Origin of the sequence: Nonomuraea sp. AD125B (assembly GCF_041402765.1) — a bacterium.
In the GTDB taxonomy this organism is placed as follows: domain Bacteria; phylum Actinomycetota; class Actinomycetes; order Streptosporangiales; family Streptosporangiaceae; genus Nonomuraea; species Nonomuraea bangladeshensis.
This window is the reverse complement of record NZ_JBGLOU010000023.1, coordinates 102,311-117,858: the sequence shown is the minus strand read 5'-3', so window position 1 is coordinate 117,858 and position 15,548 is coordinate 102,311. Positions and strand designations below refer to the sequence as shown.

The 15,548-nt window shown below is 74.7% G+C and carries 16 protein-coding genes; 5 read left to right on the top strand and 11 right to left on the bottom strand.

The features are described from left to right. The 3 genes from ACBR40_RS42335 to ACBR40_RS42325 all read right to left on the bottom strand — a co-directional run. The coding region (locus ACBR40_RS42335; protein ID WP_371252386.1) for an ABC transporter permease at positions 1–575 on the bottom strand (575 nt) is incomplete at its 3' end. An 11-nt stretch (positions 576–586) separates the two neighbouring features. After that, on the bottom strand, positions 587–1,525 hold the full coding sequence (locus ACBR40_RS42330) for an ABC transporter permease (protein ID WP_364456374.1): 939 nt from the start codon (positions 1,523–1,525) through the stop codon (positions 587–589). 7 nt (positions 1,526–1,532) lie between these two features. Then, entirely contained in the window at positions 1,533–3,029 is a 1,497-nt protein-coding gene (locus ACBR40_RS42325; RefSeq protein ID WP_371252385.1) for an ABC transporter substrate-binding protein, read from the bottom strand. An 88-nt stretch (positions 3,030–3,117) separates the two neighbouring features. On the opposite strand from ACBR40_RS42325, the gene ACBR40_RS42320 reads away from it, so the two are divergent. Genes ACBR40_RS42320 through ACBR40_RS42310 form a run of 3 tightly spaced genes read left to right on the top strand, consistent with a single transcriptional unit; the run spans position 3,118 to position 6,409 of the window. Then, complete coding sequence (locus tag ACBR40_RS42320) at positions 3,118–3,870, top strand: FadR/GntR family transcriptional regulator (RefSeq protein WP_371252384.1); 753 nt, start codon at positions 3,118–3,120, stop codon at positions 3,868–3,870. Between the two features lie 29 nt (positions 3,871–3,899). Further along, positions 3,900–4,853 carry an adenylate/guanylate cyclase domain-containing protein gene (locus tag ACBR40_RS42315; protein WP_344205966.1) on the top strand — a complete coding sequence of 318 codons (954 nt, stop codon included), beginning with the start codon at positions 3,900–3,902 and terminating at the stop codon, positions 4,851–4,853. 38 nt (positions 4,854–4,891) lie between these two features. Then, positions 4,892–6,409, top strand: coding sequence for an acyl-CoA synthetase (locus ACBR40_RS42310; RefSeq protein ID WP_344205965.1), 1,518 nt, complete (start codon positions 4,892–4,894; stop codon positions 6,407–6,409). Positions 6,410–6,421: 12 nt separating this feature from the next. Here the strand turns inward: ACBR40_RS42310 and ACBR40_RS42305 are convergent, their stop codons facing one another. Further along, positions 6,422–6,781, bottom strand: a complete 360-nt coding sequence (locus tag ACBR40_RS42305) for a hypothetical protein (protein WP_371252383.1) — start codon at positions 6,779–6,781, stop codon at positions 6,422–6,424. Between the two features lie 4 nt (positions 6,782–6,785). Then, positions 6,786–7,817, bottom strand: coding sequence for a LysR substrate-binding domain-containing protein (locus ACBR40_RS42300; protein WP_371252382.1), 1,032 nt, complete (start codon positions 7,815–7,817; stop codon positions 6,786–6,788). 63 nt (positions 7,818–7,880) lie between these two features. On the opposite strand from ACBR40_RS42300, the gene ACBR40_RS42295 reads away from it, so the two are divergent. Next, positions 7,881–9,356 (top strand): MFS transporter, encoded by a 1,476-nt coding sequence (locus ACBR40_RS42295; protein ID WP_371252381.1) that lies wholly within the window; start codon positions 7,881–7,883, stop codon positions 9,354–9,356. On the opposite strand, the gene ACBR40_RS42290 is transcribed toward ACBR40_RS42295, so the two are convergent. The 6 genes from ACBR40_RS42290 to ACBR40_RS42265 all read right to left on the bottom strand — a co-directional run bounded on the left by ACBR40_RS42290 (position 9,310) and on the right by ACBR40_RS42265 (position 14,336). Then, positions 9,310–9,750, bottom strand: coding sequence for a hypothetical protein (locus tag ACBR40_RS42290; RefSeq protein WP_371252380.1), 441 nt, complete (start codon positions 9,748–9,750; stop codon positions 9,310–9,312). The genes ACBR40_RS42295 and ACBR40_RS42290 overlap by 47 nt on opposite strands. Before the next feature lie 93 nt (positions 9,751–9,843). Continuing rightward, on the bottom strand, positions 9,844–10,653 hold the full coding sequence (locus ACBR40_RS42285; protein WP_344205962.1) for a transglutaminase family protein: 810 nt from the start codon (positions 10,651–10,653) through the stop codon (positions 9,844–9,846). A gap of 86 nt (positions 10,654–10,739) precedes the next feature. Next, positions 10,740–11,384, bottom strand: a complete 645-nt coding sequence (locus ACBR40_RS42280; protein ID WP_371252379.1) for a response regulator — start codon at positions 11,382–11,384, stop codon at positions 10,740–10,742. After that, positions 11,375–12,556 (bottom strand): sensor histidine kinase, encoded by a 1,182-nt coding sequence (locus ACBR40_RS42275; protein ID WP_371252378.1) that lies wholly within the window; start codon positions 12,554–12,556, stop codon positions 11,375–11,377. Before ACBR40_RS42275 ends, ACBR40_RS42280 begins: the two co-directional genes overlap by 10 nt. 41 nt (positions 12,557–12,597) lie before the next feature. After that, entirely contained in the window at positions 12,598–13,425 is an 828-nt protein-coding gene (locus ACBR40_RS42270) for an ABC transporter permease (protein WP_344205956.1), read from the bottom strand. Next, positions 13,422–14,336: an ATP-binding cassette domain-containing protein gene (locus ACBR40_RS42265; RefSeq protein WP_344205955.1), complete on the bottom strand. Its 915-nt coding sequence runs from the start codon at positions 14,334–14,336 to the stop codon at positions 13,422–13,424. The genes ACBR40_RS42270 and ACBR40_RS42265 overlap by 4 nt, the downstream gene beginning before the upstream one ends. A gap of 154 nt (positions 14,337–14,490) precedes the next feature. Here ACBR40_RS42265 and ACBR40_RS42260 point away from each other — a divergent pair, with 154 nt between their 5' ends. Continuing rightward, a complete protein-coding gene (locus ACBR40_RS42260; protein ID WP_371252375.1) occupies positions 14,491–15,543 on the top strand; it encodes a DUF5685 family protein in 1,053 nt (350 codons plus the stop codon). Positions 15,544–15,548 lie beyond the last annotated feature (5 nt).

The following is a 15,548-nucleotide window of genomic DNA, read 5'->3' as shown; positions in this document are numbered from 1 at the left end:
ATGAGCACGGAGGAGATGTTCGGCAGCACATGCCGCAGTGCGACGGCGCCGGCGCGGCGGCCTGCGGCGCGGGCGGCGAGCACGTAGTCGGTGACCATGACCTGGAGCGTGGCGGCGCGGGCCACCCGGGCGAAGGCGGGCACCGTGGCCACCCCGATGGCGATCATCGCGGTGAGCGTCCCGGCCCCGTACACCGCGCCGAGCATGACGGCCAGCAGCAGCGCGGGGAAGGCGAAGACGAGGTCGTTGACCCGCATGACCAGCTCCGACAGCCAGCCGCGCGGCGTCATCCCGGCGAGCACGCCGAGCGGGGTGCCGAGCAGCGCGGCGATGCCGACGGCGACGACGCCGACGTAGAGGGTGGTGCGGGCGCCGACCATGAGCTGGCTGAGCGTGTCGCGGCCGAACTTGTCGGCGCCGAGGAGGTGGCCGCCGCCGGGCTCGTGCAGCTTGGCCGCGGCGTCGACGAGGGTGGGGTCGTACGGCGTCCACACGAACGACACCAGCGCGGTCAGCACCACGACGGCGACGAGCGCGCCGCCGGCGACGAGCCCCGCGTTGAGCCGGCCTCTCATGGCAGCCCTCTTCATCGCAGCCTCGGGTCGAGCAGGTGGTAGGCGACGTCCACCACGAAGTTGATCAGCAGCACGGCCGCCACCAGCACCATCACCACGCCCTGGACGAGCAGCAGGTCGCGCCCGGCGACGCCGTTGAGCAGCAGGTCGCCGAGCCCGGGGATGACGAAGACGCGCTCGACCACGACCGCGCCGATGAGCAGCGTGGCCAGTTGCAGCCCGAGCACGGTGACGACGGGGACGGAGGCGTTGCGCAGGCCGTGCCGCCACAGCGCGCCGGTGCGGCCACGGCCCTTGGCGCGGGCGGTGCGCAGGTAGTCCTCGCGCAGCACGTCGAGGACGGCGCTGCGCACGTACCGGGTCAGTACGGCGCCCTGCACCAGGCCGAGCGACAGCCACGGCAGCAGCAGGCTCCGCAGCCACTCCCCCGGGTCCTCGGCGAGCGGGACGTAGCCGCCGGAGGGCAGCGCCTGGGCCTGCACGGCGAAGACGAACACCAGCAGGATGCCGGCGAGGAACGCGGGGACGGCGATGCCGACCTGGCTGAGCGCGCTGACGGCCGCGCCGAGCGGGTCGCGGTGGTGGACGGCCGCGTACGTGCCGAGCGGCACCGCGACGGCCAGCGCGACGGCCATTCCGCCGAGCACGAGCACGGCGGTCACGCCGAGCCGGTCGGAGATCTGCGGGCCGATGGGGGCGCTGGTGACGTAGGAGACGCCGAAGTCGCCCTGGGCGAGGCCGCCGAACCAGTCGAGGAACTGCGTCACCGGGGGCCGGTCGGTGCCGAACCGCGCGCGCAGCTCGGCGACGGCCTCAGGGGTGGCGTTGACGCCGAGGGCGATCTCGGCCGGGTCGCCGGGCAGCAGCGCCATGAAGGCGAAGACGACGACCCCCGCCACGGCGGTGCTCGCCACCAGCACCGCCAGGCGTTTGACCAGGTAGAGGGTCATGCGGGGGTCACTGCTTGGCGAGCGCGGTGAAGTCGAAGGACTCGGCGATGGCGTTCTGCGGCAGGCCGGTGACGCCCTTCTTGGCCACGATCAGGTTGGGGAACAGGAAGAGCCAGTCGGCGGCGGCGTCGTCGGACAGCAGCTTGGCGGCCTGCTTGAGCGCGTCGGTCTGCTCCTGCTCGGTGCCCTCGTCGGCGGCGGCGAGGAGCTTGCCGAACTCGGGGTTGTCGTAGCGGAAATAGTAGGACTTGTCGGCGAAGATGCCCATGTCGCGGGGTTCGACGTGGTTGATGATCGACAGGTCGTAGTCGCCCTTGGTGAACACCTGGTCGAGCCAGCGGGCGGGGAACTCCAGCGGCTCGATGTCGGCCGTGATGCCCACCTGCGCGAGCTGCGACTTGACGACCTGGGCGCTCGCCACCGCGTACGGCAGGTTGGGGATGCGCATCTTGACGGTGTAGGTCTTGCCGCCGAGCAGTTGCCTGGCCTTGGCCGGGTCGTAGGGGTAGTCGCCGGTGCGGTCCTCGTACCAGGGGTCGGTGGGCGGCGTCATCGAGCCGATGAGCTGGCCGCGCCCGGCCCAGGCGGTGTCGAGCAGCGCCTTGTGGTCGATGGCGTGCCGGACGGCCTGGCGCACGCTCTTGTCGTCGAAGGGCGGGCGGCCGTTGTTCATCGACAGCACGACCTCGCCGTTGGTGGTGCCCTCGATGACCTGGAAGCGGCCGGGGTCGGCGAACTGCTGCAGCGACTCGGGGGCCTGGACGCTGGAGATGACGTCGATGCCGCCGGTGAGCAGCGCGTTGTTCATCGCCGTGGCGTCCTTGAAGTATTTCAGCGTGACCGACGACAGGGCCGGCTTCGTCCCCCAGTATGCGGGGTTGGCGTCGAGCCGGATGGAGTCGCCGCGCCGCCAGGCGCCGAGCACGTACGGGCCGGTGCCGACGGGCTTGTTGGGCAGGTCGGCGACGCCGGTGCGGCTGAACATCGCGCCGAGCCTGGTCGCCATCGCGTACAGGAAGCCGTTGCTGGGGCGCTTGAGCGTGACGACGGCGGTCGTGTCGTCCTTCTTCTCGACCTTGTCGACGACGTCGAGCTGGGCCTTGATCTTGAGCTTCCAGTCGGTCCTGACCCGGTCGAGGGAGAAGACCACGTCGTCGGCGGTGAACGGGGCGCCGCTGCTGAACTTCACGCCCGGGCGCAGGGTGAAGGTGTAGGTCCTGCGGTCGCCGGAGACGTCCCACTTCTCGGCCAGCAGGGGGACGATCTTGCCGTTCTGGTCGAGCTTGACCAGGCCCTCGTACACGTTGACGAGCAGCGCCTGCGGGATCGCGGCGCCTTCGGTGGAGGTGAAGTCCAGGTTCGCGGGCTCGGCGACGGCGCCGACCGACAGCGACGCGGCCTTGGGCGTGCCCCCGGAGCCCGGGCCGTCTCCGGAGCCGCCGCCGCACGCGGCGGTGCCCAGCAGGAGACCGCCCACGGCGATCCAGATCCCGATGCGCCTCATGTCTTGCCGCCTCCTGGCTAGTGCACTGGTCTGACCAGTAGGCTACGCACACTGCCAGTGTGCGGCGGTTCGGGTCAAGGGGGCGTCCATGGGTGGTCCGCGGTTCGAGCCGGTGCGCGCCGTGCGGGCGTACGAGCGGGTCGTGGAGCAGATCGAGGAGGCCGTGGAGAGCGGGGCGCTGACCCCGGGCGAGCGGCTGCCGAGCGAGCGGGAGCTGATGGTGCAGTTCTCGGTCGGCCGCTCCACGGTGCGCGAGGCGCTGCGGGTGCTGCAGGCGCGCGGCCTGGTCCGCTCGCGCCCCGGCGACCCCAACGGCGCGGAGGTGCTGCCGTTCTCGCCCGTCGTGCTGAAGAAGTCGATGACCACGCTGGCCCGGGTGTCGGAGCTGTCGCTGGGCGAGCTGGTGCAGTTCCGGATGGTGCTGGACGCGACGGCGGTGCTGCTCGCCGCGCGCCTGCGCACCGAGGAGCACCTGGCGGAGATGGCGGCGGCGGTGGACGACATGAAGGCGGCCGACGCGGCCGATGCCGCCGCTTTCGGCGCGGCCGACGCCGCCTTCCACGACGCGGTGGCGCGGGCCGGCGGCAACAAGCTCATCCAGGTCTGCACGGACGTGGTCCGCGCCGTCATGGCCGGCCTCGTCGAGGACCGGCTCGCGCGGGCGCCGGACCGGCAGGCGCTGATGCGCCGCGGCGTCGCCCACCACGAGGACGTCATCGCCGCCCTGCGCGCCGGCGACGGCCCGCTGGCCGCCCGGCTGACCCGGCAGTCGATGTACGACTACTACGCGGGCCACCTCCCGGCCGAGGAACGCGCCGCCCTAAGGGCGCTTCTGGAGTGATTTGCCCCACAGGGTGTTATGTTTCCCCCGTGGGGCGCGTGGATGGGGACGGGCTGATTGAGGCGTTTCTGCGCGAGCCGCGCCGATACACCAGCCACCAGGTCGCCGAGATGGCGGGGGTTCCGGTCTATCGCGCGCGGCGGTTCTGGCGCGCCCTCGGCTTCGCGAACGTGGCCGACGACGCCGTCGAGTTCACCGACTCCGACGTCGAGGCGCTGAAGACCATGATCGGCATGGTCAGCTCCGGCCTCTACGACGAGGAGCACGTGCTGCTGATGGCCCGCTCGCTCGGCCGGGCCACGGCCCGCCTCGCCGAGTCGCAGGCCGAGCTGGGCGTGGAGGAGCTGGACCAGGCCGGGGTGCCGCTCGCCGACCGGCCGCGGGCCTGGCGGCGGCGGGCCGAGAAGGTGGTGCCCGAGCTCGCGCGGCTGCTGGTCTACGCCTGGCAGCGGCAGCTCGCGGCGGCCGCCGGCCGCATCGCCGAGCAGGACATGAGCGCGGTACGGCTGTCGGTGGGCTTCGCCGACCTGGTGGCCTTCACCCGGCTGAGCCGGCAGATCACCGGCAGCGAGCTGGCCCGGCTGATCGACAGGTTCGAGGGAACCTCGGCCGACATCGTCACCTCCGGCGGCGGGCGGGTGGTCAAGACGCTCGGCGACTCGGTGCTGTTCGTGGCCGACAAGGCGCACGTGGTGGCCGAGATCGCGCTGCGGCTGGTGGAGCACCCGCGCGCCAAGGGCATGCCGGAGCTGCGGGTGGGGCTCGCCACCGGGCCGGTGATCTGGCGGATGGGCGACGTGTTCGGCACCACGGTCAACCTGGCCAGCCGGCTGACCGCGCTGGCGCTCCCTGGAACGATCCTGGCCGGGCCCGAGATGGCCGAGGAGCTGGAGGGCGACCGGGCCTTCCGGCTGCGGGAGGTCAACCGGCTGTCGGTGCGGGGGCTGGGCGAGCTCGCGCCGTTCACGGTGTCGCGGGGTTAGGATCACCGAACATCGTTCTGCTCATTGAGGGGTGCCCCTTGACCACTCGCCAGCATGCCATCGGTGACCTGCTGCGGCGCTCGGCCGCCCGTCACCCCGCCAAGACCGCGCTCGTGCACGGCGACCGGCGGCACAGCTACGCCGACCTCGACCGGGCCGTGAACCGGGTGGCCAACGCCCTGGCCGCGCGCGGCGTCGGCAAGGGCGACAGGTTCGCCGTGCTCAGCCACAACAACGACGCGTTCGTGATGGCGTACTTCGCGCTGGCCCGGCTGGGGGCCGTCTCCGTGCCGATCAACTTCATGCTGAAGTCCGACGAGGTCGGCTACATCCTGGAGCACTCCGGCGCGATCGGGCTGCTCGTGGAGGAGGCGCTGGCCCCGGTGGCCGCCGCGGCAGCGGGCGAGCGGGTGCGGGTGCGTGGGGTCATCGGCTCGTACGCGGGGTGGGAGCCCTTCGCCGAGTGGGCCGCGCACGACGACGACGGCGAGCCGGCCGCCGAGATCGCCGACGACGACCCGATCCAGCTCATGTACACCAGCGGCACCGAGTCGCGGCCCAAGGGCGCGACGCTGTCCAGCCGCGGCCTCATCGCCCAGTACGTCACCTGCGTCGTGGACGGTGAGATGCGCCACGACGACGTCGAGGTGCACGCCCTGCCGCTCTACCACTGCGCCCAGCTCCACTGCTTCCTGACGCCCGGCATCTACCTCGGGGCCACCAACATCGTGCTGCCCGGCGCCGACCCCGGCGCGATCCTGGCCGCCGTGGAGGCCGAGCGGGCGACCAAGCTGTTCTGCCCGCCGACCGTCTGGATCGGCCTGCTGCGCCACCCCGACTTCGACCGGCGCGACCTGTCGTCGCTGCGCAAGGGCTACTACGGCGCCTCCATCATGCCGGTCGAGGTGCTGAAGGAGATCGCGGCCCGGCTGCCCCAGGTGCGGCTGTTCAACTTCTACGGCCAGACCGAGATGGCGCCGGTCGCCACCATCCTCGGCCCCGACGAGCAGCTCACCCGGCTCGGCTCGGCGGGCCGGCCCGCGCTGAACGTCGAGACGAGGATCGTCGACGACGAGGACCGGCCGGTGCCGCCCGGCGTGGTGGGCGAGATCGTGCACCGCAGCCCGCACGCCATGCTCGGCTACTGGAACGACCCGGACAAGACCGCCGAGGCGTTCCGCGGCGGCTGGTTCCACAGCGGCGACCTCGGTGTCATGGACGCCGACGGCTACCTGTCCGTGGTGGACCGCAAGAAGGACATGATCAAGACCGGCGGCGAGAACGTGGCGAGCCGCGAGGTCGAGGAGGCCATCTACCAGCATCCGGCGGTGGCGGAGGCGGCCGTGTTCGGGGTGCCGGACGAGCGGTGGATCGAGGCGGTGACCGCCGCCGTGGTGGTGCGCGACGGGGCCTCGGTCACCGAGGAGGAGCTGGTCGCGTTCCTGCGGGAGCGGCTGGCGCCGTTCAAGACGCCGAAGCGGGTGACGTTCGTGGCGGCGCTGCCGAAGAACGCCTCGGGCAAGGTGCTGAAGCGGGAGCTGCGCGAGGCGTTCTGAGGCCCGCTCCCGTCACGGGCGGCGGTCGAGGGCCTGCATCCACTTGACGGCGACGGCCGCAACCTGGACCAGCTCGGCGCGCAGCCGGTCGGGATCGGTCTCGGCGAACGCCTCCAGCACCTCCTCGGCCAGGATGTGCCGCCAGGTGAGCGTGCCGGCGCGGTCCGCGGCGTCCGTCTCGTCGCAGGCCGCGGCGGCGCGGGCGGCCGCGTCTGCCCCGCCGGTGCCGTCGGGCAGCTGCTGCAGGCCGAACCTGGCGTCCTGCGCGGCCCGTTCGGCGGTCACGTCGGCGAGCACCCTCGCCAGCGAGCCCGGCACGCCCGCGTCCCCGTCGTGCGAGCCATGGGTGATCGCCGAGGTGTCATGCGTCATGGGGTCAGTCTGCCGTGCCCGGGACGGTGGGCGGGCGGAACCCCGGGCCGAGGTCCAGGGGCGCGGCACAGGCGTGGTCGCGGAAGGCGCGGGCGGCGGGGGTCAGGCGCTCCCCCGCCACCCAGCACACCCCGATCGTCCGGAACAACGACGGCGACAGAGGAACCTCCACGACCCCGGCGACGGCGGGCCCCGGGTCGCTCCGTGACGGCGCGGCCCGGCCAGGGCCGGTGCGCGGGAGTGCCGCCGGGCCGGGGTCGGTGCGGGGGAGGACGGCCACGCCGAGGCCCGCTGCCACCAGGCCGCGGACGGTCTCCGACTCCTGGCCCTCGAAGGCGATGCGGGGCTCGAACCCGGCCGCCGCGCACAGGTCGTCGGTGATCTGGCGGAGTCCGTACCCGTGCTCCAGCGTCACCAGCTCCTCCCCCTCCAGCTCCGCCGCCCGCACCCGCGCCCGACCGGCGAGGCGGTGGCCCGGGGGTACGGCCAGCACCAGCTCCTGGTCGGCGAGCGGCCGTCCGGCGAGGTCGGGGTCGCCGAGCGGCATGGGGGCGACGAAGACCAGGTCGATCTCGCCCTCACGGAGGGCGCGCAGCATGTCCTGGCGCGAGCCCTGCGCCAGGCTGAAGCGCACGCCGGGGTTGCGCTCGCGGAAGCGCCGGATGAGTGACGGCACGAGCGTGCGGCCGAGCAGGTGCAGGAAGCCGAGGACGACGCGCCCGCTGGCCGGGTCGATCTCCTCCCGCACCTCGCGGGCGGCCGTGGCGAGCGCGCCGAGCGCGCGGCCGGAGGCGGCGGCCAGCGTACGGCCCGCCCTGGTCAGGCGGATGCCGCGGCCGGACGGGAGCAGCAGCGGCGCGCCGACCAGGTCGGACAGGGCGGCGAGGCGGCGGCTGGCGGTGGGCTGCGGGATGCCGAGCTGTTCGGCGGCGCGGGTCACGTGGCCGGTCTCGCCGACGGCGGCGAGCAGGGCGAGCGCGGGCGCCAGGTGGGCGGCGAGCCGGTCGTCGGCGGCGTCGGGCGATTCATGCGTCACGGTATGAATTATCATTCATCGCGGTATTGGACGCATTTATTAGCTTTGCTTAGCGTTGACGGCATGGTTCTTCGCGAGCGGCAGCAGGTCAGGAACGACGCCGCGCCCGGCGGCAGCACGCCGGGCGCGGCCGGGACGCCGGGGGCCGGCGGGACGCGGCGGGTCAGCGCGGCCGTCGCGGCGGGCGGGCTGTCGTCGTTCGCGCTGCTCTACGCGCCGCAGCCGGTGCTGCCGCAGCTCGCCGAGGGGTTCCGGCTGGACCCCGGGAGCGCGTCGCTGGCCGTCGGCGTGGCCACGGGGGCGCTCGCCGTCGCGGTGCTGCCGGTCGCGGCGCTGGCCGAGCGGGTCGGGCGGCGGCGGGTGATCGTGTGGTCGGTGCTCGTGTCGGCGGTGCTCGGGCTGCTGCTGCCGCTCGCGCCGACCTTCCCCGTGCTGCTCGGCATGCGGGCCGTGCAGGGGGTGGCGATCGCCGGGTTCGCGGGGGTGGCGGCGGCGTACCTGGCGGACGCGCTGGGGACGAAGCGGCTCGCGGCGGCGGTAGGCGCGATGATCGCCGGGAACTCGGTGGGCGGCATGCTCGGTCGGCTCGGCACCGGTTTCGCCGCCGCTCCCCTGGGCTGGCACGGGTCCCTGGCCGTGGTGGCGGCGGTGGCGCTGGCCTGCGCCCTGTTCGCAGCCCTGACCCTCCCGAGGGCGGACACGGGAGTGGGCAAGGGCGCGAGCACGGCCGCGGGCGCAGGCGCGAGCACAGGCACAGGCGCAGGCACAGGCACGAGCGCGGGCGCAGGCACGAGCGCGGGCGCAGGCACGAGCGCGGGCGCGGGCACGGACGCAGGCACGGGCACGGACGCAGGCACGGGCACGGACGCAGGCACGGGCACGGACGCAGGCACGGGCGCGGGCGCCCGGCAGGAGTGTGCTGCGGGCGGGGCTCGGGGGGCGCTTGGGGTTGGGGTGTGGGTGCCCTGTGCGGTGGGGGCGCTGGCCATGGGGGCGTTCGTGGCGCTCTACAACGCGGCCGGGTTCCGGCTGGCGGCGCCGCCGCTGTCGCTCGCCCCGGCCGCGGCGTCCCTCGTGTTCCTGTCGTACGCGATGGGCACCGTGTCGTCGGCGGCGGCCGGGCGGCTGGCGGGGCGCTTCGGGCGGACGGCGGCGCTGGTGACCGCGCTGCTCGTCACCGTCGCGGGGTCGGCGCTGACCCTGCACCCGGCGCTGCCGGTGATCGCCCTGGGGTTCGCCGTGCTGACGGCCGGGTTCTTCGCGGCGCACGCCATCGCCAACGCCTGGGTGACCGCGCAGGCGTCGCCCCGCACCCGGGGGCGGGCCGCCGGGCTCTACACCCTCTGCTACTACCTGGGCAGCGGCGCGGGCGGCACCGTGGGCAGCGTGGTGTACGGGCGCGCGGGCTGGCCGTGGCTCATCGCGCTGACCACGGCCTGGCTCCTGCTCGCCGCCCTCGCCGTCGTCCTCACCAGCGGCCGCGCTCCGGCGCTCACGGACGGCGGCCGCCGGGTCGCCGCAGAGGCAGCACGCCGGTGACGGTCGTGCCCTCGCCGGGCACCGCGCGCACCGAGATCGTGCCGCCCGCGGCGGCGAAGGCGGCCCGCATGGCCGTGACCTCCGGCCCACGCTCGTCCACGGGCAGGCCCGCGCCGTTGTCGCTGACCGTCATGCGCAGGCCGCGGTCGCCGCTGGTCACCGCGACCGACACGAGCGAGACGGCCGCCGTCTCGCGTCCGGCCAGCGCCAGGGCCTCGCGGAGCGCGGCCGGCACGGCGCGGGCGGCCCGCGGCGGGACGTCACCCGCCGGCAGGGCCCACGTCTCGACGGCGATCCCCGTCCGCCGCGACCACTCGGCCAGGCAGCGCCGCACCTCCGCCGCGAGCCCGCAGGCGGTCCCGTTCGCCGATCCGTTCGCGATCCTGCCGGTCATGGTGGCCTCCTCGACGCCGCTCCCCCGCTCCCCGGCGGGGCTGGGGCCAGCATGCGGGGAGCGGTGTTGAGAAGACGTTGAGGCGGTGCGCAGTCAGGCGGGGGCGAGCCGGGTGAGGGTCACCGTGATCTCCTGGCGGCTGCCGGCCGGGCCCCGGTGGACGCCCTTGAGCGGCGGCACGTCGGAGTAGTCACGGCCGCGGGCGACCACGACGTGCGCTTCGCCGACGTGGCCGCGGCCGGCCGGGTCGAGCGGCAGCCACTGCCCGGCCCAGTATTCCACCCAGGCGTGGCTCTGCCCGTCCACCGGCTCGCCGACCTCGGCGGCGGGCCGCGGGTGCAGGTAGCCGGAGACGTAGCGGGCGGGCAGCCCGGCGGCGCGCAGCAGGCCCGCCGTCAGGTGCGCCAGGTCCTGGCAGGCGCCCTTGCCGAGGTCCCACGCCTCCTGCGCGGAGGTACGCGCGCCGCCCGCGCCCGGCAGGCACGCCACCCGCGCCGTCACCATCTCGCAGATCGCCCCGGCCGTCGCGTGCGGGTCGCGTCCGAGCGCCTGGACCCTGGCCAGCTCCTCCAGCTCGGGGCCGACCGCGGTCATCGGGGTCGAGCGCAGCAGCTCCTTCAGCGACGGGTCGTAACCGGCCGCCACGCGCCGGGGCGGCCGGCCCGTCTCGACCCTGCTGACGGCCTCGACCGTCAGCGACGTGTGCGGCTCCATCACGTCGAACGAGGTCACCTTCGTCCCCCAGTAGTCCTCGTAGGTGAAGACGGGGACGGACGGGGTCACGGTGACCCGGCTGGAGAGCACGTTGTGCGCCGGGGTCATCCTGACCTCGTTGTAGGAGGAGTGCGCCTCGCCGTCGTACTCCACGTGCGTCACGTGCGAGACCTTCAAGCGCCAGCCCATGCCATCGCCTCTCTGTAGCCCGCCATTGCGGCGGAGGGTAGGAGAGGCGTGTTTCGCCGGGCGGCACCGGATGTTACAAGCGCTCCTCAGGCGCCAAGGTAGCGCAGGACGGCGAGCACCCGGCGGCTGTAGCCGGGGTCGCGGGGCAGGTCGAGCTTGTCCATGACGGCGTTGACGTGCTTCTCGACGGTGCTGAGCGACACGTGCAGGCGCTCGGCGACGGCGGCGTTGGTCAGGCCCTGGGCGAGGTGGCGCAGCACCTCGGCCTCGCGCGGGCTGAGCCGGCTCAGCGGGTCGGCGCGGGTGGCGCGGGCCAGGAGGCTGCGTACGACCTCCGGGTCGAGAGCCGTGCCGCCGGCCCGGACCCGCTCCAGCGCGTCGAGGAACTCGGCCACCTCGGAGACCCTGTCCTTCAGCAGGTAGCCGAGCCCTTCGGTGGAGCCGGCGAGGAGCCGGGCGGCGGAGTGCTGCTCGACGTACTGGGACAGGACGAGCACGCCGATCTCCGGGTGGCGCTCGCGGATCTCCAGGGCGGCCCGCAGCCCCTCGTCGCGGTGGGTGGGCGGCATGCGCACGTCGATCACGGCCACGTCGGGACGGTGCCGCTCGACGGCGTCGAGCAGCGCGGGCGCGTCGGCGACGGCGGCGACCACCTCGTGGCCGGCCTCGTCGAGCAGCCGGGTCAGCCCTTCGCGCAGCAGCACGGAGTCGTCGGCCAGGATCAGCCGCACGGAGGCGCCTTCGGCAGGGTGGCGGTGATCCTCGTCGGGCCGCCGGGCGGGCTGTGCACGCTCAGCTCGCCGTCGAGGGCCCGCACCCGCCGGGCCAGACCGGACAGCCCGCCGCCCGCCGGGTCGGCGCCGCCCCTGCCGTCGTCAGAGATGGCCACGCTCACCGTCCGCTCGTCCTCGCTCAGCACCACCAGGATGTCATGGGCGGCGGCGTGCTTGACCGCGTTGGTGATCGCCTCGCGGGCCACGAAGTAGAGCGCGGTCTCGACCTCGGAGACCGGCCGTCCGGCCAGCCCGTAGTGGACGGTGACCGGCACGCCGGCCCGCTCGGCGGCGCCGTCGAGCGCGGCCCGCAGCCCCAGCTCGTCCAGTGCCGTCGGGTAGATGCGCCAGGCCACGCCGCGCAGCTCGTCGAGGAGCCGGCGCGACTCGGTGTAGGCCTGGTCGATCAGCTCGGCGACACGAGCCCGGCCGGCCCCGTCCGAGGCGATCTGGTGGCGGGCGCGGCCGAGGAGCATGGCGAGGGCGACGCCGCGCTGCTGGACGCCGTCGTGCAGGTCCCGCTCGATGCGGCGGCGCTCGTCGTCCACCGCTCTGACGATGCCCGTACGTGACGCGGTCAGCTCGGCCACCCGCCGGCGCAGCCGTTCCTGGCGGTCGGGGCCGAGGAAGCGGGCCGCGACGGCCCGGTCGAGCGCGGCGGCGGCCAGGGTCAGCAGGGCGGTCAGGGTGAGCGCGGCCAGCCCGGCGGTCAGGCCGAGCGCGCCGCTGCTGGTCACGACGCGTACGCCGGGCAGGGTGACCGGCACCGGCTCCGAGCCGCCGAGCACGAGGTCCCACAGCCCGCCGAGCAGCAGCAGGACGGCGAGGAACAGCGCGTTGAAGCAGGCGTACCCGGCGAGCGCTCCGACCAGGGCCCGCGCGGCGACGAACCCGAGGCCGCCCTCCCCCGCGCTCTCGTGGCCGTACCAGCGGGCGAGCCTCGCGCGTTCGAGCGCCGCCAGCCGGGCGACGACCCGCCCGGCGGCGGGACGGGCGGCGGGGACGAGGAGCGCGGGCCAGCCCAGGCAGATCAGCGCCAGCCCGGCGACGCCCGTGACCGTGCCGAGCAGCACCCCGACGGGCGCCCGCGCCAGGGAAGGCCGGCCGGCCGTGCGCGCGCCCTCCGTCACCTGCTCACTCCCTCGCTTCACGGGTACGGCCCCGGCGCAGTCTAGGCGTCACGGCGGCGCAGGACCGCGTGGCCGGCCGCGAGGACCGCCGCCGTCCAGGCCAGGAGCCAGGCCAGGCCCTCCCCCGACGAGTACGGGATCGGCCCCCCGGTCATGTTGTCCGTGCTGCCCATGAACGCCAGCCCCGCGAACAGCGGCATCCGCAGCGACATCGCCACCGCCGGCCCGCTGCCGGTCATCATGAGCAGCAGCGGCAGCCCCATGAGCAGCATGAACACGACGGTCAGCGTCCCGGCCGCGCTGCGCAGGGCCGCCCCGGCGCCGAGGGTGAGCACCGCGATCAGCGCGAAGTACACCCCGATGCCGGCCAGGTCACGCACGAGTTCGCCGGCCGGCAGCACGACCAGGCCGCCGAACACGTCGAGCGACAGCAGCGCGTACACGGCCGCGGTGGCCGCCGCGCCCGACAGCACGCCGGTGGCGGCCATCACGGGCGCGAGCACCAGCGCCTTGGCGGCCAGCATCACCCCGCGCACGGGGACGGCCTGGAGGGTGACCCGGATCGAGCCGGAGGCGTACTCGGCGGTGATCGTCAGCATGGCCAGCGCCACCAGGGCGAACTGGGCGAACGACGTCGCCGACACGGCCGCCTCACTGGCCGGCACGGGCGCCGCGGCCGGCCCGTCCGAGCGCAGCGCCTCGGTGGCGAACGCGCCGCCGAGGGTCACGGCGGCCAGCACCATGAGGGCGAACGCCGCCGCCAGGCACCACCACGTGGACCGCACCGACCACAGCTTCGCCCATTCGGCGCCGGCCGCCTGCCAGAGGACGCGCACGCCCCCGGCGTCCCGTTCCGTCGTCGCGCTCATGCGCCTCTCCTTCCCGCGCCGTACTCGACGTCGCCCTCGGTCAGCTCGTGGTAGGCCTGCTCCAGTGACGCCTCCCTGACCCGCAGCCCGTGCAGCCTGACGCCGGCCTCGTGCGCCAGGTCGCCGACGCGTTCGACGGGCGCGCCGGTCGCGACCAGCTCGTTCTCGCCCGTCCTGGTCACCTCGACCCCGGCGGCGCGCAGCCGGGCGGCCAGCTCTCTCGCGTGCGGGGTGCGGACGACCACGGCCGTCAGCGAGCTGCCCGCGATGACCTCCGCGAGCGGCGCGTCGGCGATGAGCCGGCCCTTGCCGATCACCACCAGGTGGTCGGCGGTGAGCTGCATCTCGCTCATGAGGTGGCTGGAGACGAACACCGTGCGGCCCTCGGCGGCGAGCGAGCGCATGAGCCCGCGCACCCACCGCACCCCGTCCGGGTCGAGGCCGTTGACGGGCTCGTCGAACAGCAGCACCCCGGGGTCGCCGAGCAGCGCCGCCGCGATGCCGAGCCGCTGGCTCATGCCCAGCGACAGCGCACCGGCCCTGCGGTGGGCCGCGCCTTCCAGGCCGACGGCCTCCAGCACCTCGCCGACCCGCCCGCGCGGGATGCCGTTGCTGCGCGCCAGCGCCACCAGGTGGGCGTGCCCGGAGCGGGCCGGGTGCAGCGCCCGCGCGTCCAGCAGCGCGCCGACGGTGCGGAGGGGGTTCCTGATCCGCCGGTACGGGACGCCGCCGATGAGCGCGGCGCCCGCCGTGGGCCGGTCGAGGCCCAGGATCAGCCGCATGGTGGTCGACTTGCCCGCGCCGTTCGGCCCGAGGAAGCCGGTCACCGCGCCGGGCCGCACGTCGAGGGTCAGGTCGTCGAGGGCGAGGCGGTCGCCGTACCGTTTGCTCAGTCCCGTCAGTCTGATCACGCCGCCTCACGCTAGGCGGGCGGGCGGGGCCGCGGCCATGGTGGCGGACCGCCGACTTCGATGGCGGTAAACCCCCATGGTGGGGATGTCGGGGAGCGGTGGCAGGCCCTACGATGCGCGCCAGCCGGAATCGTCATCCCCTGAGTGAGGTCTTGTGTTCGGAATTCTCCGCCCGTGCGCGGCGCACGGCTGCCCGTCCTTGATGCAGGCGTGGCGGGCGCACCTGTGCGGGTTGTGCCTGACGTTACGTGACGGGGAGGGTCACGGCGCGCGGCTGGCCACCAACTACGACACGCTGGTCGTGTCCGTCCTGGCCGAGGCCCAGCTCCCGGCCGGCACGGCGCCGCGCCGGACGGCGGGGCCGTGCGCGCTGCGCGGGTTCCGCCCGGCCGAGGTGGTGGACGCGCGCGCGGGCGGTGCCCGGCTGGCGGCGGCGGTCTCGCTGGTGCTGGCCGCGGGCAAGCTGCGCGACCACGTGGCCGACGGCGAGGCCGCGTTCGGCACGGTGGCGGCCCGGCGGAGGCTGGCGGCCCGCTGGCAGGAGGGCGGGGCCAGGCTGGCGGCCGGGGTGGGCTTCGACGCCGCCGCGCTGACCGCCACCGTGGACCGCCAGCTCGACGTGGAACGCTCCGCCGGGCCCTCGACGGGCGTCCTCACGCTGACCGCGCCGACGGAGGAGGCGGTGGCGGCGGCGTTCGCGTACACCGCGGAGCTGGCCGGGCGGCCGGGCAACGCGGCCGCGCTGGCCGAGGCGGGCCGTTTCTTCGGCCGCCTCGCGCACCTGCTGGACGCGGTCGAGGACCGCGCGGAGGACGAGGCGCGCGGCGCGTTCAACCCGCTGACCGTCACCGGCACGCCGGAGCGGGAGGCGCGGCGGCTGTGCGAGGACGCGGCCCACGGGCTGGAGCTGGCGCTGCGCGAGGCCGCGTTCGAGGACCGGCACCTGGTGGACGCGCTGCTGGTCACCGAGGTGCGGCGGGCCGTGGACCGCGCCTTCGCCGAGACCGCCTCCTACGAGCGGCCCGGCTGGATCAGGAAGTCGGCGGCGGGCGTCGCGACGTTCTTCACCTGCGGGATCTGGCGTCCGCGCTGGAGCAGGCGGGCCGGCCGCCCGTGCGAGGACCGCTGCTACTTCGGCGATGGGAGCTGCTGCGAGGTGGGCAACTGCTGCAAGTGTTGTGATTGCTGCGACGGCTGCGGCAACTGACGCCG